This window comes from Methanobrevibacter sp. (assembly GCF_045112895.1).
GTDB lineage: Archaea > Methanobacteriota > Methanobacteria > Methanobacteriales > Methanobacteriaceae > Methanocatella.
The window spans coordinates 27,597-47,566 of record NZ_JBGUIH010000019.1 but is presented as its reverse complement, the minus strand read 5'-3'; the positions used below and the strand labels follow the sequence as shown (position 1 = coordinate 47,566).

Sequence of the window (19,970 nt, the reverse complement as noted above, 5' to 3'; positions counted from 1 at the left end):
CACCATAATTGTTTTTTTCTTTTTTTCTTTTTTTAAACCATCAAAAATAGATTATTCCTTAAACTCACGGAAAACTTTTTTTACAGTGCCATCGGGATTAAGCTCAATCTTAATTACTTGATTCGGTAGCTGAGTATTGGAAATTACATTAACCTGATGTCTTTTCTCATATTCCCCGTAGTAGTCAGCCCTTTCTTTATCGAGATTCTGGAAAAATTCATCATCTTCCTCATCAAGAAATCCCGGTTTAAACTCATCGCTGTCTGTTAAGACATCATCTTCATCGAAAAATCCGCTAGGGTCATTATCTGCCAAATAGCCATAATCCCCAATACTATAATCGGCAGGCTCGCCATACCTATCATAGGCTCTAAATGTTTCTAAAGAGTATGGGAGACATAAAATCATATGGAAATAGCCGTTTTTTGAAAATGTAACCAAATCAGCATCTGAGGGCATTGCACTTGGACCTGGGTGTGAGTGAACTGATCCCCAATATTTGGTGTTGATTGGAACCATTTCCGTGTGAACAACAGCTCCGGTTTCGCAAGTTTCGCCCGGGACAAATATTAAGCTAGTAATGTAGAGAACCTTATTTTTGATTTGGCCATCAAAAAATGCTAAAAACTCATTGGGATAAGCTTTTTTTGAATAGTATATTACGGACTCTAGAACGCCCCTATCAATTCTAACTTCTGCGAATTCCTCATCATTATTTCCAAATATTTTTGAAATAAAACTCATTTGATCACACCAATTTCTTCAAAGAATTCATAGCTAAATTTCGGAAGTTCCCAGTCCGTGTAGACATAACTTCTGTAGGATGTTTGATTTTTATTTTCTTTTTTATTAAATCCCACCACTTTCTTATTTTTCCTGTATATTCCAATTCCCCTTTTTTTATAAGTTTCAACATCATTTAAGTTAATTCCGTTTTGGAACAATAATTCATGAACTTCACTTTGATTCATGCCTTTTATTATGTCATTAGCTTGAGAATTCGAATACTTGGATTTGAGGTATGAGATGCCATGCGAATTAACGCAGTTTCTCCAAGATTCATCCTGCCTCCATTTAAAATATTTAAGAATATCCCCATCAGAAACTGGAATAATTCTTGAATCAAAAGCCGGCGGCTTTTTGAAGTGAGTATTGTAATGCATTACAAAAGAGCTAGAAGTAAAACTGGCGATTACAGAATTGATCTTTTCAATTCTGCCGTCAAAAGGAACATTATCTAAAAGCAAGCTTATTTCATCTGAAAAGGTATAGGCAAAAAGCGGTGAAAATTCCTCGAACAGGTCTTCACACACTTTTGAAATCACCCTGTAAAAGTTTTCATCATATGGCTTTTCCAAATTTAAGTCACGGGCTAATGAATGAAAGCTTCTGCCATCCAAACGGACAATGATTTTGGAATTTTTAGGAACTTTTAAAGATGAATAAACTTCATAATCCTTCATTACATTCCCACGCTAATAGTTTCATTAAAACTTTTAAGCAATCTAATCGCAGAAAGTGCCGCTAACATGCTGGTTTTTGGATTGGCTTCACAAGGCAAGTTCATGGTTGTTGTTTTGAACTCACCGAAGTCTCCTTTTGCAGTTATTTCATGAACATTTCTGTCAACTTTAGGATCGACAATTATCTTTACATCAATGTCCTTGTGACATGCAATGCTGATTGTTGCCGCAACATTGATATTTAATGGGAATTCCTTTACGGCTTCAGATGCTTTTCCTTCAAACAGCACCTCTTCAGTATCGATTTTTTTTCCGAGAGATGTTGGAGACTTGCGAGTGACTAGACTTACTTCCTTAAGACCAAATTTGGCGACTGCTTTAATTCCATCGAGGCCTACTATTGCACCGGAAGGCAAGTGAACTCTAGCACAATTCTCTTTAGCCAGATTTTCAATTTCTGAATAAAATTCATCATCCATCAAAGCCCCAATACTCATGATGATTATGTCAACACCTTTAGTCAGGACTTTTGGAGCATATTCCTTAACTGAATCCGGTGAAGCACATTCCAAGACCAAATCAACATTATCTACCATGTTGTCAAAATCGAGTGCAGCTACACCGCCGGCCAAACTTGCCAAATTTTCAGCCCTTTCGATATCCTTATCAAAAAAGTACTCAATCTCAATACCGTTATCTTCCGGAACTATGCTTGTAGTTATAATGTTGGCAATAGCTCCGCAACCTATAATGCCTACTCTCATAGTATCACATAAAAAAAGTTATAAAAAAAGAATTGGTGAAAGATTAATTGTAATCTTTCTATTCAAATTGGATTTGTGTTTCGCCTTGTGGTTTAGTTTCAGGATTAGGTGGAGCAACAGATTCAGGGATTTGTGGTTCAGGATTTACTTTTCTCATATCCCTTGGATTAATTAACATGATGTCTCCAATAGCTTGTACTTTATCAAAATCGACTGTTAATAAATCACTTTGGAAAGATTTCATTCCGGTTTCTTCAGGCATTTCCCCACGGATACTTCCTAAAATTGTATTCATCATTCCAACAGGTTTCTTTTCATGTTCAATAGCTCTTACTTGTAATTTTGAAATAGTACCTAATCTAATATTAAGAACAACATCCTCTACACGACCAACATAATGACCGGTGTTGGTATAAATATCTAAACTGCGTAATTTTGAAACTTCTACCATTTTTACCACAACATTAAATAATAGTTAAATAAATATGTATAAGTTTATTTTATTGTTAATATAAATAGTTTATGTTTTTTAAAGTTAAAAATTAGCTTATTTTCATAAAATAGAAAAAATTTAATAAATTATAAACAAAAAAATATAATTTAGATTAATTAAGGAGACTTGAAATGTGGGATACAACAAAAGATTATAGAATTTTAGTAGCGAGCAAAGCTAGGGAAAACTACCTCAATCTTATTCCAACAGCAGGATTTAGAGGAAGCTGGAATAAAAAGCAAGCGATTGATATTGGAAAACAGATGAACAGTGATTTTCAATCATTGACCTATTCTTACCTTGAAGGAGATGAATTGGTAAACTCTCCGGATGTAGCTGCCCTAAATGAAAAGGCTTTAAAAATCATTGAATGTTTGGGTGGCAATGACTGGAACAAGAAATTTTTGAATAATGCTCCAAAGGAGGATAGGGAAAAAACCCAAGAGAACATTGCAAAAGTGAGATTTTTCCTCGATACCATCATCGGATTGAAAGACCGCCTTGCATTAGGTCCGATTAATGACCCAATTATGGGAATTGACATTAAAGTTGGGGAAGTGATGAGCGTGACAAAACATCCTAAAAATGACAAGCTCCTAATCTGCAATGTCAATTTGGGAAAGCGCGCAATTACCGTTGTTACCAATGATTTGAACGTTAAAGATGATAACAAAGTAGGCGTCTCCTTGCTCCCACCACAGGCATTCAGCGACATTGTAAGTGAAGGAATGTTTTTAGGAATGGGCGACGGCATTCTCAAGGATGTCGATGGCGAACTTGGCCAAATGCCTAAAGGAATCCCGATAGAGTCTCTTAACGAAACACGCAATCTTGTTGAAAACTATTTAAAATAAGTTTAACTACTTATTTTCTTTTTTTATTATTTATTTTGCCTTGTAAATTTTATTTAGGTTCATAACAAAAGTTATTTATATCATTTCAAGCATAAAATTATTTGATTTAAAAATAAAGTAAAATTTGATTGTTTTGAAGTAAATATTCAATTATTAAAGCAATTTTACTTAATAAAAACAATTTTACATGGTGAAATCAATGTATAATTTTAAAGAATTTTACGATGTTGGAGAAGAATTAGCAGAAAAAAATGATGAATCCCATATCCGATCTGCAATTAATAGAGATTATTATGCTCTTTTTGGTGAATCAAGAAAGTATTTGGTTGAAGTTAGAAAAAAGAAACATCTCAAAACAAAAAAAGGAATTCATGGAAAAGTTTGCAATGCACTTCTTTCATCAAAAGACCCTACTGAGAAATATATCGGACAATTATTGCTCAAATCAATGAACCGTAGGGGCTTTGCAGACTATGACTGGAAAAACAAGGATTATGATTATTTCAAAAAATCATTATCCAAAATTCAAGAATATTGTCAAAAAGGACTTGAATCATTAGATTACTTAAACAAAAAATACAATGAAAATTAATTAAGGTGAACACATATGAGATTAACCGAAACCGAATTTGAAGAAAACTTTAAAAATTTATATGATTCTTACAAAATCAAAAATCCCTCAGAAGTGAAAGGCTTCATAAAAAATAATGAAAATTTATTTGAATTGTTGGATAAAACAAAAATTCATTTAAATGAAACATTTCCACAAGGACTATTCGAATTGGAAGTATATTATGATTTAAGTGGAGAAGGAAACGATTCTTTGTTAGTGAACATTTATGTTGATGAGGAAACCTTTAATAATGGATTTACAGACAAAATCCTTGATATAGACATGAAAATACTTCCCCTGCAGAAAGAACTTGATTTGCTTATGAAATTATGTCTGATGGAAGGAATTTCATCTGAAAGAGAATTAAAGCTATCTTAAATTCAAACCTATCAATTTTGTTTTGGTCATCTCTTCAACAGCATATTTTATTCCTTCTTTTCCAACACCACTGCTTTTAAACCCTCCAAACGGCATGTTGTCAGTTCTGAATGTTGATTGCTTATTGATGAATACGGTTCCGGCCTCGATTTCCTGAGCGCATTTCATTGCTGAAGAATAGCTTTCTGTAAACACTCCTGCCTGAAGACCGTATTCAGTATCATTTGCAACTGAAATTGCTTCCTCAATGGATCCTACTCGAATAATCGGAGCTACAGGTCCGAATGTTTCCCTTACAACCAAATCCATATCCTGTGTAACATTGTCAATTACGGTAGCTTCATAAAATGCTCCATCACGAACACCGCCGGTTAATATTTTAGCTCCCTCCTTAACTGCATTGTTTACAGTCTCTTCAACATGCCTTGCGGCCTTTTCAGAAATCAAAGTTCCCAATGTAGTGTCACTGCTTAAAGGATTTCCCATGACCAGCTTTTCGGTTTCCATGACTAGTTTTTCTGCAAATTCATCGGCAATTTCATCTTCAATTATGATTCTTTTAACTCCCATGCAAACCTGGCCCGCATTTAAGAATGCTCCATTGATAACGCCTTTTACTGCCTTATCAATATTGGCATCTTTCAATACGACCATAGGATCGTTTCCACCAAGCTCCAAAGTGACTTTTTTCATTCCCGCCTTTTGGGAAATCATCAAACCGGTTGTTATGCTTCCGGTAAATGATATCTTATTCACATCCGGTGAGGTCACCAAGTAATCTCCAACCTCTGAGCCATATCCGGTTACAGTGTTTACTACCCCATCCGGAAACTCATCATTTAGTAACTCGCAGAATTTCATTACTGTCAATGGCGCTTCAGTTGGTGGCTTTACAATTACGGTGTTCTTGCATGCTATTGCAGGTGCAATCTTATGGATTGTTAGATTAAGCGGATAGTTGAAAGGAGTGATTGCGGCTACAACACCTAATGGCACCCTTTGTGTAAATGCAAAAAATCCTTTTCCATTCAACCCGGCATCCAGAGGAACGCTTTCACCATAAATCCTTTTTGCCTCTTCGGCTGCAAGCTTTAATGTTTCGATAGACCTGTCCAATTCAACAAGAGATTCGTTGATTGGTTTTCCAACTTCCAAAGTTAATAGTCTAGCAAAATCTTCACGGTTGTCCTTTAATTTTTCAACTACATCAAACAACTTATTTGAAACTTTAAAGGCTGACATTTCGCATAAGCTGTCTTTAGCCTTATTCGCTTCAGCAATTGCCAGCTCTGCAGTTTGCAGGTGAGCAATCGGAATTGTGTCAATTACCTCACCATTGTATGGATTTTTTACTTCTTCCAAATCATCACTTGAAACATGTTTTCCGCCAATTAACATATCCATTTTATCACCTAATCAATATCAGTTTTATTCGATTCTTCCCTGAAGTGCAAATAGTCTCAAAGAGAATATTAAACTTATTGGAGCCAATGTGAATTTTAGAATAAACTTAATAATATGAACAATCTCCAATGAAGTTAAATCAAAAATACAGGACACAAGAACAACCTGAGCAATAATGCTAGCTAAAAATAAAAAAATACAGCTTTTTAGACCTAGCCTTGAATATAATCTGAAAATTCCCCTTAAATCATATCCTTCACGAACGCTTCCAGATTTATAAGCCCTATAAATTAAGGCGCTTTCCATCACTACCAACACTGCTGCAGACAGAATAATGTTTATCACAAGCAATACGACATCCAATGAAGGATAATTCCCATATATTGCGTAAAATGCCGTGTTTATAACGGCAAGAACCATGGAATATCCAAATATCACTAAAAAATCTTTAACGCCTAATTTAATAATTTCCGGAATGTTTTCAATAATTGGAGGTTCTATTGACCCTTTAATTGTTTCCTCAATGATTTTTGATGAATATCCTGCTTCAAAAAGCATTAGTATAATTAGGATAACGTTAAGAATAATGCCGATTCCGCTAAATTTAAACTCATAATACTGCATAGTGGAGATAAGTGTTAATGTAACTCCGATTACTATAATCGATACCTTATCCGATACTGCGAATCTTAATGAGTCTAGGACATTCTCATAAAAAGTCTTAGTGTGTTCAATCATTATTAATATGTTGCATTCCAAATTATTTATATATTTCATTTGAAATAATTTTTTAAAGTTTTAAGCTGATAATTGAATTCATTAACCTCTTTTGATGCTATTTCACCACTTAAATCGTTTATGTAATTGTTATACATGTAGATAACCAACAAGACGACAACAAATATTCCTCCAAAAATCAGCATGAACTCCGCTGATGTCTGTCCGCTGTCATCCACTAAAATCCCCCCATAAGCATGTTGCCGCCAAAAGTTGAAATCAGATAGAATATCCCAAAGGATGCCGCCACCAAAGGCATGGAGAACTTAATTCCCTTCTTGATTTCGCCATACATGATTATGCTAATGATAAATCCGACTAGAGCCGAATGGATTATCAGATAAATTTCACCGGCAAGAGGAGCGGTTAGAATAATTTCTGATTCCATCCCATAGCTTTGCATAAAGCTGGAATAAACGCCGACCATACCCACCGCAAAAGGGGTTGCAACAATGGCTGAAATCAGCAGGAACATGACCGACATCATAACGACTGATTTTCTCTCCCTTTTGAGTGCCAGTAAATCCCTTAAGTCATCCGAAACATCGTTGATGACATTTGATATGCTTGATCCGCTTTTACGGCCATCCAAAATAATGGCAAAAACCCTTTCCAATTCCCTTGATTTCAACCTTTTGCTCATTGCACGCCATGCCTCATCGAAATTGCGCCCCATGCGGATTTCAATTATGGTTCTGCGCATTTCATCATAAAGTGGGCCTTCGCCGTACTGGGACATGTCCTCCATTGCGTTTTCAAAGCTGAGTCCGACCTGAAGCATGCTTGAAAGCTGCCTTAAAAAATCAGGTGCAGTCTTTTCAATTTCCTGTGCTCGTTTTTCCTGCTGGACAACGACATATGTGAAAAGTGCCGGAATTATGAAGAATGGGAAAATCAATACAGAAAACGACAAGTTGAAAACTGTTAATGTTACTGCTAAAACAATTTCACTTAGTAAAATGAAAATTATAAGTATAACTAAAACATTGCTTGCCTCTGTAAAAATGGCCCCACTTAGTAAAAATTCCTGCAATTTAGATAAATACTTTTCAGGAATAATATTGTCTAATAATATCGCTAAATCATCAATTATTTTAAATTTCATAAATTAACATTGGATTTTAAAACATATAAACTATCAGTTATGTTCCAAATCAATTTTAAAAGGTAAAATAAATAATTTAGGGGTCTGAATTTTTTGATTAAAATTCATCCTAATTTTTTCTATTTTTCTTATATCTCATTTTCATTTTGATAGTTTGTAAAAAAAATATTGCCATTAGTAAAAATGCCTTCGATTTAGATAAATGCTTTTCCGATATGAAATTGTCTAAAAATATTTCTAAATAATATTGTAACGCATATTTCACAAATGTAAAATTTATTATATGTAAAATTATGAAAAATATTCAGTTTTTCAATATAATTATACTAAAATATATATAATATCTTATTGAATACTAATAAACAGATGGTGGTAAATGGATTATAAGAAAATAATAGGAATTTTATTTATGATACTGGGTTTGCTTTTCATAGTCTATCCGTTGTATAGTGCTGCAGCGGTATCTCTGATTGCAGGCATATGCTTAATATCATTTGGTTTTGCCGCCATTATCGATGGATTTTCAATATGGAGCATGATGGCTAACGTTTCAGTGATTAAAATTCTATTGGGAATTTGTGCAATACTGCTTGGAATAGTATTTATTTATAAGATAGATGCATTGTCCTTCATTGTTGCATACCAATTTTATTTAATTGCATTTGTAATGATATTTGTCGGCATATCAGGCCTCATTGCCGGATCCGAAACAATGAGTAAACTTACTTCCACATTAATTTTGATTATGGGCATAATAGCTATTTTCCTTGCTGTTTATTCAATTACACAACCGCTATATGCTGCAATTCTTGTTGGAATATGTCTAATTATGGAGGGAATAGCTTTCTGCACCTGATTATGGAAAAAATGAAAATTTTAAAAAGATGTGATGGATATGGATAAACAGACAAAAGAGCGTTTAGGCGAAATCAGGGAAGTCATAAAAAAATATGGCTTCGATAAGATTTTAGGCCAAACAGTTAAAAGCAAAATAAGAGGAAAGGAAGAGGAGGACGACGAGGAAAGCAATATCCTATTAGATGATGAACTTCCTGTAAAATTAAGATTGATGCTTCAGGAATTGGGAACCACCTTCATCAAATTAGGTCAGCTATTAAGTACAAGGCCGGATATTGTCGGAGAAAGAATAGCTAATGAGCTCGCCAACCTGCAAGATGACAATCCTGCAATAACCTATGACCAAGTTAAAGCAATAGTCGAAAGGGAACTCAACGGCAATATTGATGATTTGTTTGAAGATTTCTCCCATGAACATTTAGCAACTGCATCCATCGGCCAAGTTCATGAAGCAAAATTAAACACTGGCGAACGTGTTGCAGTCAAAGTGCAAAAAGAAGGCATTACTGATAAGATTGACCTTGATATAAGGATAATGAAGTACATTGCCAACCGTGCCGATAAATGGAACTCCGATATCAGAAAAATAAACCTACCTGGAATCATGGAAGAATTCGACCGTTCCATCCACAAGGAAATTGACTACAACAATGAATTCATGAACATGCAACGCATGGAATTGAATTTTGAAGATAATCCTGAAATCCATATTCCCGCCACTTATGCAGAGTATTGTACATCAAAAGTCTTGACCATGGAATTCATCGCAGGTACAAAATTAAATGACGTTTATGAAAGTGACAGCGACGAGTTTGACAAAAAGCTTTTAGCAAAAAATGTTCTTGATTCATATCTTCAACAGCTGTTCATTGATGGATTCTTCCATGGGGATCCTCACCCAGGAAACATAATGATTTTAGAAGATAATGTTTTATGCTATCTTGATTTGGGTATGATGGGATTCTTCGATAATGAATTCAAAAAGAATCTTTCAGAATTATTTATTTTACTAGTAGACCAAGACGTTGACGGATTAATAAACCAATTAATGTATATGGACATATTGGATTATGACATTGACACAAGAACCCTAAAAAGAGACTTGAACGATTTATTCGGAAGGTACTTCGGTGTTGAACTAAACCGTTTCAATGGAATTTTAGAGGAGCTGCTTAGCCTTATGCAGGAATATGGCGTTATTCTTCCAAACGAATTTGTTACAATGGCAAGAGGAATATCCATGGTTGAAGCTATTGCAAGCAATTTGGATCCTGAAATCGATATTTTCGCATCAATTAAACCTATTGCCAAACAAATTGCTAAAGAAAGAGTTAATCCTAAACAGTATCTGAAAGGCAAAAAAAGCAATTTGATTCTATATGAACATATGCTTCAGGCATTGCCCAAACTTCTTACCAGAGCCATCCATAAGATTGAAAACGAAGAACTGCAATTCAGGCTGGAAGTTGACATTACCGACAAGGTTTCAATAATCGCATTGGTATCAGCGCTTATAATCGGCTCTTCTGTTGTTTCATTTGGACCTATGGTATTTGGCATGCCGTTGATTTCTTTAATCGGTTATATAATAGCTATAATTTTAAGTATTATTGGAATTAAGAAGTTTGTAATGAAATAAGACTAAAATTGGGAGGAATTAATTTCTTCATGATTATTCTTTTAAACTATACTGAGGGACAAATATGAGTGGAAGAGATATAGGCAATATTGCTGAGATAATGAAAAACGACTTTAAATCAGCATTTTCAAATCCTATTGTAACAATTGTATTAATTGCAATAATCATTCTCCCATCTCTTTATGCTCTTTTAAATATACAGGCATGTTGGGACCCTTATGGAAATACGGGAAATGTAGAATTTGCAATTGCCAATCTTGATAATGGCTCAACTTTCGAGGGCAAGAACATAAATGTTGGAGATGAACTTGTTAAGGATTTGAAAAAGAATGATAAGTTTGACTGGACATTTGTAACGGAAGATGAACTGCGGGATGGCGTATATAATGGAGATTATTATGCGGGCATCATAATACCCAAAAACCTGAGTGAGAATATTATTTCGATTACAACCGATGATCCGCAACAGGCAAAACTTGAATATGTTGTAAACGTTAAATCCAATCCCGTAGCCACTAAATTAACTGACACCGGTGCAAATACCGTTTATACAACACTCAATGCGAAAATCATTCAAATAATTAACCTTGCAGCATATGGAAAACTTGGAGAATTGCAGGAAGGCCTTGCTTCAGGAGCCCAGCAATTATCCAGTGGAGGAGTCCAACTCCAATCAGGTGCAGCACAGGTATCATCCGGTGCAGCACAGGTATCATCCGGTGTTGGCCAGGTCCAGGACGGCGCAAGTCAAGTAAAGGAAGGTGCAAGTCAGGTACAGCAAGGGGCGTCCAGTGTTAATGAAGGTGCAGCTCAAGTCAAACAAGGTTCTGATGCTGTTAAACAAGGAGCCAGTGATGTCGAAAAAGGTTCTGAAGAACTACAGGCTGCCGTAGACCCATCATTAATACCTGAAGGTCCTGTAAAAGAATATGCGGAAGGTAATGTGAAACTTGCAAACGGCAGTGGTGAAGTTGCTAAAGGTTCAGCCCAATTGGCTGAAGGTTCACTAAGTCTTGCAGAAGGTTCATCAGCACTTGCCAATGGTTCAAGTCAAGTTGCAGGAGGAGCCGGTGCTTTGGCTGACGGTTCTGTGCAACTGGCTGAAGGTTCATTAAGCCTTGCAGCGGGTGCGGAATTACTTGGAAATTCAGCAGCAATGGCATTGTTTACTGCAGCAAGCTCACTTGGAGCATCTGCGGATGAGCTCGGAGCCATTACAGGAATAAATGAAACAATTCTCGGTGACTATTTCCTATCACCAATCAAATTAGAGAGGCATGAAGTATTTTCAGTGCCGGATTACGGATCCAATGTAGCTCCATTCTATCTGGTATTGTCCATGTGGGTTGGTGCTTTAATCACCTGCGTGATGATGGAACCTAAATCAAGTGCCGGAACCAAATATTCCCCATTTGAGATGTATGCCGGTAAATTATTGATCTATGTGATAATGAGCATATTGCAAGCTTGCGTAACATTGATCGGAGCTTACATATTAGGAGTCCATGTTGAGAATTATCCATTGTTTATATTTTCAGCAATACTGGTATCGGTAGTGTTCATGATTCTAGTATACTCAGTAATTTCGGCAATTGGAACAGTTGGAAAAGGACTTCTCGTGATTCTTTTAGTTCTTCAGATATCCGCAACTGGTGGAATTTATCCAATTCAGATTATGGATAAATTTTTCCAAACATTATATCCATATATGCCAATGACTTATGCAATTAAATTAATACGGGAAGCGCAGCTTGGCGTTGTTTGGTCAAACTATTGGCCAGCACTGATTATTCTACTTGCAATCGGAATCATAACCGTCATAGTTGCAGTTCTTATTAAAGAGAAAGCAGACAAAGCATCAAAATACTTCGAAGAACGTTTAGAAGAAAGTGGATTGTTTTAGAAGTTATCTATTAACTTCTAATTATTTATTTAATAAGATTAAGGAGATAAATAAAATGAAAAGAAAAGGCATATTGTTTATCTTATTGCTTAGCTGCATGCTATTCAGCATTTCAAGCGTTATGGCTAGTGACGCTAATGACACGGCAATATCTATTGAGGAGAACACAGCTGTTGCAACAGACATGGATGATGCTCTGATTGAGTCTGCAAGCAATGATGTTGTCGGAGATGCTGATGATGGAACTTTTACAGCATTGCAGAATAAGATCAATAATGCTTCAAAGGGAGACACTATCATCTTGGACAAGGATTATGCCTATGATGAAGGATTTTCCACCAGAGGCATCGAAATCAAAAAAGATTTGACAATTGACGGTAATGGCCATACTCTAGATGGATTGTCCAAATCAAGGATTTTAATTGTAAAATTTGGAGCCGTTTCGAATAATAAAGTCACTTTAAAAAATATTAAGTTCACTAATGGAAACACCAAATTATATGGTGGAGCCATTTTCAATTATGCGAATTTGACAGTGAATAATTGTTCTTTTGCAAACAACCATGCCGATTGCTGTGGAGGGGCGATTAATTCTGTTGGACATTTAATTGCAAATAAGTGTACATTTAAAAAGAATACAGCAGATGGCGATGCAGGTGCCGTTTTCACATTATCCATTGATAAGTCAGTCGATTATTTTACTAATTATTATAAAAATGCAACTCCTGACGGAAATATGGAATTCGTATTTGAATTGACTGTTGATGTAACCTTAAAATACGGTACCGATTATCTTAAAAATTGTGTTTTCAATAATAATGTAGCAAAAGGCCGTGGAGGTGGAGCTGTTTATGCATTTACCCATATAAACATTAATTCCTGTACATTTAATTCCAATAAGGCCGGCGAACATGGCGGAGCTGTATTTGGAAACAAAAATCTGTTTATAAGCAATTCCAAATTCACCAATAACAAAGCACCTATGTATGGCGGTGCGGTGTACTTCAGATGCCACGAGCAAAGCGGCCATTATGAGAATGGCAAATGGGTTTCAGAAATCAAATATTACTCTAATTCAATCAAATCCTCAACTTTTACAAAAAATACTGCAAGCAAAGGTGGTGCGATTTATGGGTTTAGATATTCTGATTCTGACAAAACACATTGCGCTAAAGCTGTGAAATGCAAGTTTACAGACAATAAGGCATCTAAAGGAAGAGACATATATGGCGGAACAACTTCAAAATGTGTGTTCAACTATTTGAAATTGACCTTAAAAAAAGTGACTGTTAAAAAATCAGCCAAAAAGTTGGTTTTGACCGCAACTCTTAAGAAAGGATCTACACCAATCAAATCTAAAAAGATCACCTTCAAATTCAATGGTAAAACCTATAAAGTTAAAACCAATAAGAAAGGTATTGCTAAACTAACTATTAAAAAGTCAATACTCAAAAAACTCAAAGTCGGTAAAAAGATTACCTATAAGGTAATCTATGGAAAATTGACTGTTAAAAGAACAGCAAAAGTGAAAAAATAGATGATTTGTACATTATTTTTTGTTTTGAACTATCTCAACTTGAGAAATGAGGTAGTTCAATTAAATTATTATCTTAATTTATCTAAACTATCATAACATAAATATTTATAAATTTATTTATCCAATAGTTATATGAATTTATTGTAATAGGCATTAGTGGTAGATTATGAGGTATATCAACAAAATTGATTTATTAATCATCGCTAGAAATTCTGGGATGTTGATGATTGGAATCGGAGTGATGTGTTTAGTTCCGATTCTCATCGATTTGGCATATCTGGAATTCAATGCAGTGGACTTTCTTATACCCGCGCTGATATCTATTGCTATTGGTTTGATTTTTAGAAAAGCCCTAGAAAAATACTCTACTAAAAAAGTGCGCCTAAAACACGGAATGATAATATCATCACTATCATGGCTATGGGCGTGCATCATTTGCGGTTTGATACTTCATTTAGTAACTGGCATAAACATTATAGATGCTGCTTTTGAAAGCATGTCTGCTTTAACCGGAAGTGGAATTACAATATATAGTGATGTAGAAGTACTGCCACATAGCATACTCTTTTTTAGAGCATTTCAACAATGGGTCGGTGGTTTGGGAATTATTGTTATGATTATGTCCCTTCTACTAAAACCAGGAAGTACATCATCAAAATTATATCAATCTGAAGCTCGTGACGAGCGTATCAAACCCAGTCTTAAAACAACCCTTGAAAAAACATTGGAGATATATTTGATTTATACTGCTTTAGGAATCACATTATATGTCATTGCTGGAATGCCTATTTTTGATTCCGTTTGCAATACCTTCTGCACTATTTCCACCGGAGGCATGAGTGTGAAAAATGCGAATATAGGGTATTATAACAGCGAATTAATTTATTTCATTACAATTCTTATAATGATATTGGGTGCAACAAGCTTTATAGTTCATTATAATATTATTAAAACCCGCGGAAAATCATTAATTCATGACTTACAATTTAAAGTGATGATTTCTTTAATAGCAATTTCAACCCTATTAATTTATTTTACATCCAAGATTATTCCAATGGACATTCTATTTACTGTAGTTTCTGCCATTACAACAACTGGGGCAAGTATTCAAAGTTCGACCATAATGGGCGGATGGCCATCATTTGTAATCCTTATCATAATGGTGTTAATGCTTATTGGTGGTTCTAACGGTTCTACTGTAGGTGCAATCAAATTAATGCGTATCATCACATTTTCAAAAGGAATATATAAAAATTTACGTGAAATAATGTCTCCCGAAAAAAGAATTGTCCAAATGAAAATGAATGGTAAACTCCTTCCAGAAAAAGTTGCAGCGCAAAGCGGAAACTATATAACCCTTTATTTCCTCTGTATTCTGTTTACTTGGTCACTGCTATGTTTATATGGTCATGACCCATTTGATTCATTATTCTTTACCATGTCCATGCAAGGTAATATCGGTTTAGAAATCGGGCAGCTATCCCAAACAATAGAATTGCCGTTGAAAGCCATCGGCATATTCAATATGTGGACTGGAAGACTGGAAATCTATCCTGTATTGATTACATTAAGGGCGTTTCTTGAAATATTTAAAAAATAACCTATATTTTCATACTTGATGTTTCTTTTTTAGTTTAAAAAAAAATATTATATATTGCAATACTTAAAATTAAATATTGATTAATATAGGTTGTTAGAATTATGTTAATGAATGAACAGACTAAACTTAATAAGGACCACTATAGGATTTTTGCCTTAAGCTGGGCTGGTTGGGTTTTTGACTTCTATGATCTGGTTTTATTTACCTTTTTAATATCCCAACTTCAAAGCAGCCTACATTTTTCAGCAGAAATGCTTTCCTTATGCTTGGGAATATCATTGTTTGCCACCGGTTTTGGAGGAATTGTGTTTGGAGCATTGGGAGACAAATATGGTCGTAAAAGAGTATTGCAATGGACAATTATTGTCTATTCGATAGGCACATTATTGTGCGCTTTTTCATGGTCTTTCTATTCATTGGTAATATTCAGGTTCATCACCGGCTTGGGCGTCGGTGGAGAATGGGCAACCGGCCAGATTTATATCAATGAAACATTTCCAGATGATTTGAGAGCTAAATTTGGAGCTTTCATGCAATCTGGAGCGCCGATTGGAGTGATTTTAGCTTCAATTGTAGGGGGAGTGGTGACTCCAATCATTGGCTGGAGAATGACATTTTTAATTTCAATTGTTCCTGCCCTCATGGTTATTTTCATAAGAAGATACCTTAAGGAATCTGATGTCTGGCTTCAAAATAAGGATCAATATGTGAACAAGAACATCCTTCAGGAGTTCAAGGAACTGGTTTCAGAAGAACACAGGAAAATATTCCTCATATCCTTAATATTATGCATATTCGGTATGTCAGCATATTGGTTTACATATTCATGGCTGCCAACCTATCTTGAGCAGGAAAGAGGTCTGGCGCTAATCGGCACCACAATAGGAATTATAATAATTCAGTGCGGAGATTTTGTCGGATATACAAGTTTCGGTTTTGTTGCCGAGAAGCTTGGAAGACGGCCTGCATTCACAATATACAGTTTCATTATGGGCATAAGCATTTCCATGATAACCCTCTGTTGGAATCAGATAAATGCAATCCATGACTTGATATTCGTATTCATGTTCCTGACAGGATTCGGTACAGGATTCTTTGGCGGATTCGGCGCACTGTTCTCGGAACTATTCCCAACAAAAATCAGAAATACTGCTGTTGGAACAGTTTTCAACCTTGCACGTGGAGTGCAATTCGTAACACCGGTAATCATAACTCTTGTTGCATCATACTTTGATTTGAGCTATGGCATAGCCATTGCCGCAATCTTTGCAATATTGGTTGGTATCTGGATTTGGATGTTCCCTGAAACCAAAGGAACAAGCATCAATGAATTGGATTAAAAAAAGATTTAAATAGATGAAAAATCATCTATTTAACTTTAACGCTGGATTTTATTGTGTCTTTAAGGTAAATCACTTTTACTTTGTAAGTTTTGCCTTTTTTGAGCTTTTTGATCACCTTTTTATTTATGGTTACCTGTGCTATTCCTTTCTTGTTGGTTTTAGCTTTGTAGGTTTTTCCTTTAAATTTGAATTTAATGGTTTTGCCTTTTACAAGTTTTCCGTTGATTTTGAGTTTCGCTTTCAAGACAAATTTTTTAACTGTCTTTTTGACTGTTACCTTGCTTGTTGTGAGCACCTGCTTTACTGTAACCTTGTTCGTATAGGTTTTGCCGTTGCATGTGGTTTTTATTGTGTATTTTTTCGGAATCAGATTTATCTTGAGTTTAGCTATTCCGTTTTTGTCTGTTTTGACTGAGTATGTCTTTTTGTTTATCTTGAATTTGACTATTTTACCTGCACCAACGGCTCTGCCATTAGCGGTCACAACTTTAACGGAGAAGTATTTGCCGCCGTTATAGTCAACAACAATGTTTTTGTTGTTGATGACTTTTGTATCATCCTTAACAGTATAGACTTTAAGACAGACTGTTCTGTTTTGAGTGGTTATGTCTTTCCATGATTTGCCATCCGCACTTACCATAGACATTCCAGAAACATAATGCTGCCTTGAATACGCTTGATAAGGAAGAGCATTGCTCTTAAATACTACTTTAAATTTATCTCCTTTATTGATTGGAATGTACTTATTCAAGACAATTGTTCTGAAGCCGGCGAACTCGCTAACACCTTTCTGAGAATGAACTAATTTATTATTTACATAAACATCAAAGGAATAGTCAATTCCGGATTCGTTGAAGTAAGTGCCGACAGCACCAATCAACTCAGTATACTTAGAGGTGAATTCATTTGAATAGCAGGTATACTTCCCATCAAAACCTGTTAGGCCAGTCAAATCAGTCTGATAGTTTACATGATAATCAATGTCATTTTCAAAGATGTAAGCTACTGCAGCTGCCTGAGGTATGATTGCAGATAAATCCTTGGCTAAAAATGAAGGATTATCATAGGATATCCAGATATAACCTCCCTCACCCATGTAGACACCTTCAGTTTCGCTTAAATTACCGCTTTCAGAATCTTTTATCAGCCAAGCACCATCCCTTTTAGGAATGCCATCCATAACACCTAAAGTTCCTCTAAAGTTTTCAGCAGGATAATTGTCATCCCATCCGATTAGAGTAACAAAATGATTTGGCTGAAGGTCTTCATCAGTGTAATCGGCCTCATTATAATCAATAGGCATGATTGAATATTGTACAGAAGCAGCACCATAATTGATTATTGCACGTTTAAGCAAGTCCTCCGTATCATTTCTTCCAGCAAGGATAATCATGGCATCCTGAAGATGAATCCTATTTTCGGTTTGAACGACACTGGAAAACATGCCTCTTTCATCAAATGGATCATCTTGAGCCATTACAATCCCATACCAGCTTAATGAATGGCCCAAACCACTATAAGCAAAGCCAATATTATCAATTCTAGTATCCCCTTCACTATAATATTTCAATTGGAGATTGTAAACATTGTCCTCTGAGATATTATATACATTTCCGGTCGCTTTTAGAAGTGTGCATTCCAATGCTCCCGCAGTGGCAAATGCCCAGCAGGCCAGACTGTCTCCCTGAAATTTCAGTGGACTTGCCCATCCCCAATCGCGTATGTCAAACCTGGAAGGCAACTTATCCACAACTATGGAATTTTTAGTCAAGTTAAGTTTTATTCCTTTGTTTTCAACTGAAACTATATAATCAACATTATTCATCAAAAACAGACCTGTAGAATCAACATCCTGGATATTGGAGCTGCTTGCAAAGTTTGCATAAACCGCTACTCCACCATTGTTGAAGGTTGACTTTTTAATTGTGGCATCAACATCATTTGCATAGATAATAGCTTCCTTTCCGGAAGAAATTGCATTGACCTTATTATTTGTGAAATTAGATTTGTCAATGACCAATCTGCCCTTATCAAAATAGATTGCCCCTGCATTTGACTCAGCACTATTGTTTATAACATTACAATTTGTAAGAGTTAAATTGGCCCATGAAGTATAGATTGCACCGCCAAGACTATCGGCTGCGGAATTTACAAAATTGGTGTTGATAATGTTCAAAAATCCACCCTGATCTGCAATAACTCCTCCAAAACCTGAAGATGAATCAGTGAAGTTACAATTAGAAATATTCAAAGTTTTCGCAATGCCATCAGAACCTGAATCCAAATCAATGTAAATTACACCTCCATTATGAATCGAAGAAACGTTCAAAAACTCGCAATTCTCGATTAGCATGTCTCCTGATGGACGATAATCCATATTTACAGACAAATCAATGAAAATCGGGAAAAACTTTGCAAGAATTGCACCTCCACTATAACCCACATGCAAATTCTTGAATACTGAATTTTTAACGGACAATGTATCTCCCTTGAAATTGATTGCCCCACCATATGGAGAGCTTAAGTTTTCAAAAGTGGAATTTTCAATGACCAACCCCCTCCTATTAATATTGAGAGGGGCCATCACGCTTTGAGTATTATAAAAATGAGAGTTATAAATTGCCACATCAAAGTAAGTTGTTGATATAAGGGTCGAATTGATATTTGAATTGAAATTACAATTATTTAAAATTAGGTCTCCGTCACCGTCAACGGTAACAACTCCTTCTTCCTCACCAAAAGCCGTGTCTTTCACGAAATTCTTGGTGAAATTAACGTTGTTTAAGGTGATTTTGCCGGAATGGGTTTTTATCGCCTGATTACAATTGACAAAAGTCAAATCGTTTATTGTAATATTTGCATTATCATTTTTAAAAATAAATCCATGTGCCTCGTTAGAACCGTCAATTATATGATTATTACCATTGATTACCACATTACTCTGATTGAACACCAATTGGGGCTTATTATCACTTTCACTATATTTATAATCATATTTCATGTCAAATGTACCATTATAATCCTTTATATCCTCATAGAATCCATCATAGGATTTGGTGGTTGCTGCCGCCAGCTTTTCATTTAATCCATCATTGGAGATATCAATTTGCTCATCTGAAATCAGATTCTGACTTAAAGCAACATCAGACTGATTGTCGCTTGCCGAAATTGTTGATATGCTGAATAGGATACAGATGACAATGACAAATACAAAATATTTTGATTTAAATTTCATTTGT

At 35.3% G+C, this 19,970-nt stretch carries 18 protein-coding genes; 9 read left to right on the top strand and 9 right to left on the bottom strand.

Features of this window, described 5'->3' with window-relative positions:
• Positions 1 to 51: 51 nt before the first annotated feature.
• From ACJMLD_RS04125 to ACJMLD_RS04110, 4 genes are read right to left on the bottom strand one after another with little or no spacing between them, the layout of a single operon-like run.
• On the bottom strand, positions 52 to 744 hold the full coding sequence (locus ACJMLD_RS04125) for a Mov34/MPN/PAD-1 family protein (protein WP_405268247.1): 693 nt from the start codon (positions 742 to 744) through the stop codon (positions 52 to 54).
• Entirely contained in the window at positions 741 to 1,463 is a 723-nt protein-coding gene (locus ACJMLD_RS04120; RefSeq protein ID WP_405268245.1) for a tRNA(His) guanylyltransferase Thg1 family protein, read from the bottom strand. Before ACJMLD_RS04120 ends, ACJMLD_RS04125 begins: the two co-directional genes overlap by 4 nt.
• Entirely contained in the window at positions 1,463 to 2,227 is a 765-nt protein-coding gene (locus tag ACJMLD_RS04115) for an aspartate dehydrogenase (protein WP_405268243.1), read from the bottom strand. The genes ACJMLD_RS04120 and ACJMLD_RS04115 overlap by 1 nt, the downstream gene beginning before the upstream one ends.
• A 58-nt stretch (positions 2,228 to 2,285) precedes the next feature.
• Entirely contained in the window at positions 2,286 to 2,678 is a 393-nt protein-coding gene (locus ACJMLD_RS04110) for a PRC-barrel domain-containing protein (protein WP_405268241.1), read from the bottom strand.
• Positions 2,679 to 2,851: 173 nt separating this feature from the next.
• Here ACJMLD_RS04110 and ACJMLD_RS04105 point away from each other — a divergent pair, with 173 nt between their 5' ends.
• From ACJMLD_RS04105 to ACJMLD_RS04095, 3 genes are all read left to right on the top strand, one after another.
• Positions 2,852 to 3,574: a tRNA-binding protein gene (locus ACJMLD_RS04105; RefSeq protein ID WP_405268239.1), complete on the top strand. Its 723-nt coding sequence runs from the start codon at positions 2,852 to 2,854 to the stop codon at positions 3,572 to 3,574.
• Positions 3,575 to 3,773: 199 nt separating this feature from the next.
• Entirely contained in the window at positions 3,774 to 4,166 is a 393-nt protein-coding gene (locus ACJMLD_RS04100; RefSeq protein WP_405268237.1) for a hypothetical protein, read from the top strand.
• Positions 4,167 to 4,181: 15 nt separating this feature from the next.
• Positions 4,182 to 4,565 carry a hypothetical protein gene (locus tag ACJMLD_RS04095; RefSeq protein WP_405268236.1) on the top strand — a complete coding sequence of 128 codons (384 nt, stop codon included), beginning with the start codon at positions 4,182 to 4,184 and terminating at the stop codon, positions 4,563 to 4,565.
• Here the strand turns inward: ACJMLD_RS04095 and ACJMLD_RS04090 are convergent.
• The 4 genes from ACJMLD_RS04090 to ACJMLD_RS04075 are packed head-to-tail and all read right to left on the bottom strand — an operon-like array spanning position 4,557 to position 7,851.
• On the bottom strand, positions 4,557 to 5,969 hold the full coding sequence (locus tag ACJMLD_RS04090) for a lactaldehyde dehydrogenase (protein ID WP_405268234.1): 1,413 nt from the start codon (positions 5,967 to 5,969) through the stop codon (positions 4,557 to 4,559). The two genes, ACJMLD_RS04095 and ACJMLD_RS04090, sit on opposite strands and share 9 nt — an antisense overlap.
• Positions 5,970 to 5,993: 24 nt before the next feature.
• Entirely contained in the window at positions 5,994 to 6,707 is a 714-nt protein-coding gene (locus ACJMLD_RS04085; RefSeq protein ID WP_405268232.1) for a DUF4013 domain-containing protein, read from the bottom strand.
• Between the two features lie 35 nt (positions 6,708 to 6,742).
• Positions 6,743 to 6,925: a class III signal peptide-containing protein gene (locus tag ACJMLD_RS04080; protein ID WP_405268230.1), complete on the bottom strand. Its 183-nt coding sequence runs from the start codon at positions 6,923 to 6,925 to the stop codon at positions 6,743 to 6,745.
• Positions 6,925 to 7,851 carry a type II secretion system F family protein gene (locus ACJMLD_RS04075; RefSeq protein ID WP_405268228.1) on the bottom strand — a complete coding sequence of 309 codons (927 nt, stop codon included), beginning with the start codon at positions 7,849 to 7,851 and terminating at the stop codon, positions 6,925 to 6,927. Before ACJMLD_RS04075 ends, ACJMLD_RS04080 begins: the two co-directional genes overlap by 1 nt.
• 376 nt (positions 7,852 to 8,227) lie before the next feature.
• Between ACJMLD_RS04075 and ACJMLD_RS04070 the strand changes: the two genes are divergently transcribed.
• The 6 genes from ACJMLD_RS04070 (at position 8,228) to ACJMLD_RS04045 (ending at position 16,728) form a co-directional block, all read left to right on the top strand.
• Positions 8,228 to 8,707, top strand: coding sequence for a DUF308 domain-containing protein (locus ACJMLD_RS04070; RefSeq protein ID WP_405268226.1), 480 nt, complete (start codon positions 8,228 to 8,230; stop codon positions 8,705 to 8,707).
• Positions 8,708 to 8,746: 39 nt separating this feature from the next.
• Positions 8,747 to 10,348, top strand: a complete 1,602-nt coding sequence (locus ACJMLD_RS04065; RefSeq protein WP_405268224.1) for an ABC1 kinase family protein — start codon at positions 8,747 to 8,749, stop codon at positions 10,346 to 10,348.
• A 64-nt stretch (positions 10,349 to 10,412) separates the two neighbouring features.
• Positions 10,413 to 12,251: a YhgE/Pip family protein gene (locus ACJMLD_RS04060; RefSeq protein WP_405268222.1), complete on the top strand. Its 1,839-nt coding sequence runs from the start codon at positions 10,413 to 10,415 to the stop codon at positions 12,249 to 12,251.
• Between the two features lie 55 nt (positions 12,252 to 12,306).
• Positions 12,307 to 13,788, top strand: a complete 1,482-nt coding sequence (locus ACJMLD_RS04055) for a pectate lyase-like adhesive domain-containing protein (protein WP_405268220.1) — start codon at positions 12,307 to 12,309, stop codon at positions 13,786 to 13,788.
• Between the two features lie 166 nt (positions 13,789 to 13,954).
• Positions 13,955 to 15,388, top strand: coding sequence for a TrkH family potassium uptake protein (locus tag ACJMLD_RS04050; RefSeq protein WP_405268218.1), 1,434 nt, complete (start codon positions 13,955 to 13,957; stop codon positions 15,386 to 15,388).
• A gap of 107 nt (positions 15,389 to 15,495) precedes the next feature.
• Entirely contained in the window at positions 15,496 to 16,728 is a 1,233-nt protein-coding gene (locus ACJMLD_RS04045; RefSeq protein WP_405268216.1) for an MFS transporter, read from the top strand.
• A gap of 28 nt (positions 16,729 to 16,756) precedes the next feature.
• On the opposite strand, the gene ACJMLD_RS04040 is transcribed toward ACJMLD_RS04045, so the two are convergent.
• Positions 16,757 to 19,966, bottom strand: a complete 3,210-nt coding sequence (locus ACJMLD_RS04040) for a lectin like domain-containing protein (protein WP_405268214.1) — start codon at positions 19,964 to 19,966, stop codon at positions 16,757 to 16,759.
• Positions 19,967 to 19,970: the final 4 nt, after the last annotated feature.

What these genes read in the sequence shown, in the direction of transcription:
- ACJMLD_RS04070 (WP_405268226.1), top strand. Translation starts at nt 8,228, where the DNA reads ATGGATTATAAGAAAATAATAGGAATTTTATTTATGATACTGGGTTTG.
- ACJMLD_RS04065 (WP_405268224.1), top strand. Translation starts at nt 8,747, where the DNA reads ATGGATAAACAGACAAAAGAGCGTTTAGGCGAAATCAGGGAAGTCATA.
- ACJMLD_RS04040 (WP_405268214.1), bottom strand. Translation starts at nt 19,966, where the DNA reads ATGAAATTTAAATCAAAATATTTTGTATTTGTCATTGTCATCTGTATC.
- ACJMLD_RS04075 (WP_405268228.1), bottom strand. Translation starts at nt 7,851, where the DNA reads ATGAAATTTAAAATAATTGATGATTTAGCGATATTATTAGACAATATT.
- ACJMLD_RS04110 (WP_405268241.1), bottom strand. Translation starts at nt 2,678, where the DNA reads ATGGTAGAAGTTTCAAAATTACGCAGTTTAGATATTTATACCAACACC.
- ACJMLD_RS04100 (WP_405268237.1), top strand. Translation starts at nt 3,774, where the DNA reads ATGTATAATTTTAAAGAATTTTACGATGTTGGAGAAGAATTAGCAGAA.
- ACJMLD_RS04045 (WP_405268216.1), top strand. Translation starts at nt 15,496, where the DNA reads ATGAATGAACAGACTAAACTTAATAAGGACCACTATAGGATTTTTGCC.
- ACJMLD_RS04050 (WP_405268218.1), top strand. Translation starts at nt 13,955, where the DNA reads ATGAGGTATATCAACAAAATTGATTTATTAATCATCGCTAGAAATTCT.
- ACJMLD_RS04125 (WP_405268247.1), bottom strand. Translation starts at nt 744, where the DNA reads ATGAGTTTTATTTCAAAAATATTTGGAAATAATGATGAGGAATTCGCA.
- ACJMLD_RS04105 (WP_405268239.1), top strand. Translation starts at nt 2,852, where the DNA reads ATGTGGGATACAACAAAAGATTATAGAATTTTAGTAGCGAGCAAAGCT.
- ACJMLD_RS04115 (WP_405268243.1), bottom strand. Translation starts at nt 2,227, where the DNA reads ATGAGAGTAGGCATTATAGGTTGCGGAGCTATTGCCAACATTATAACT.
- ACJMLD_RS04120 (WP_405268245.1), bottom strand. Translation starts at nt 1,463, where the DNA reads ATGAAGGATTATGAAGTTTATTCATCTTTAAAAGTTCCTAAAAATTCC.
- ACJMLD_RS04085 (WP_405268232.1), bottom strand. Translation starts at nt 6,707, where the DNA reads ATGATTGAACACACTAAGACTTTTTATGAGAATGTCCTAGACTCATTA.
- ACJMLD_RS04090 (WP_405268234.1), bottom strand. Translation starts at nt 5,969, where the DNA reads ATGGATATGTTAATTGGCGGAAAACATGTTTCAAGTGATGATTTGGAA.
- ACJMLD_RS04060 (WP_405268222.1), top strand. Translation starts at nt 10,413, where the DNA reads ATGAGTGGAAGAGATATAGGCAATATTGCTGAGATAATGAAAAACGAC.
- ACJMLD_RS04095 (WP_405268236.1), top strand. Translation starts at nt 4,182, where the DNA reads ATGAGATTAACCGAAACCGAATTTGAAGAAAACTTTAAAAATTTATAT.
- ACJMLD_RS04055 (WP_405268220.1), top strand. Translation starts at nt 12,307, where the DNA reads ATGAAAAGAAAAGGCATATTGTTTATCTTATTGCTTAGCTGCATGCTA.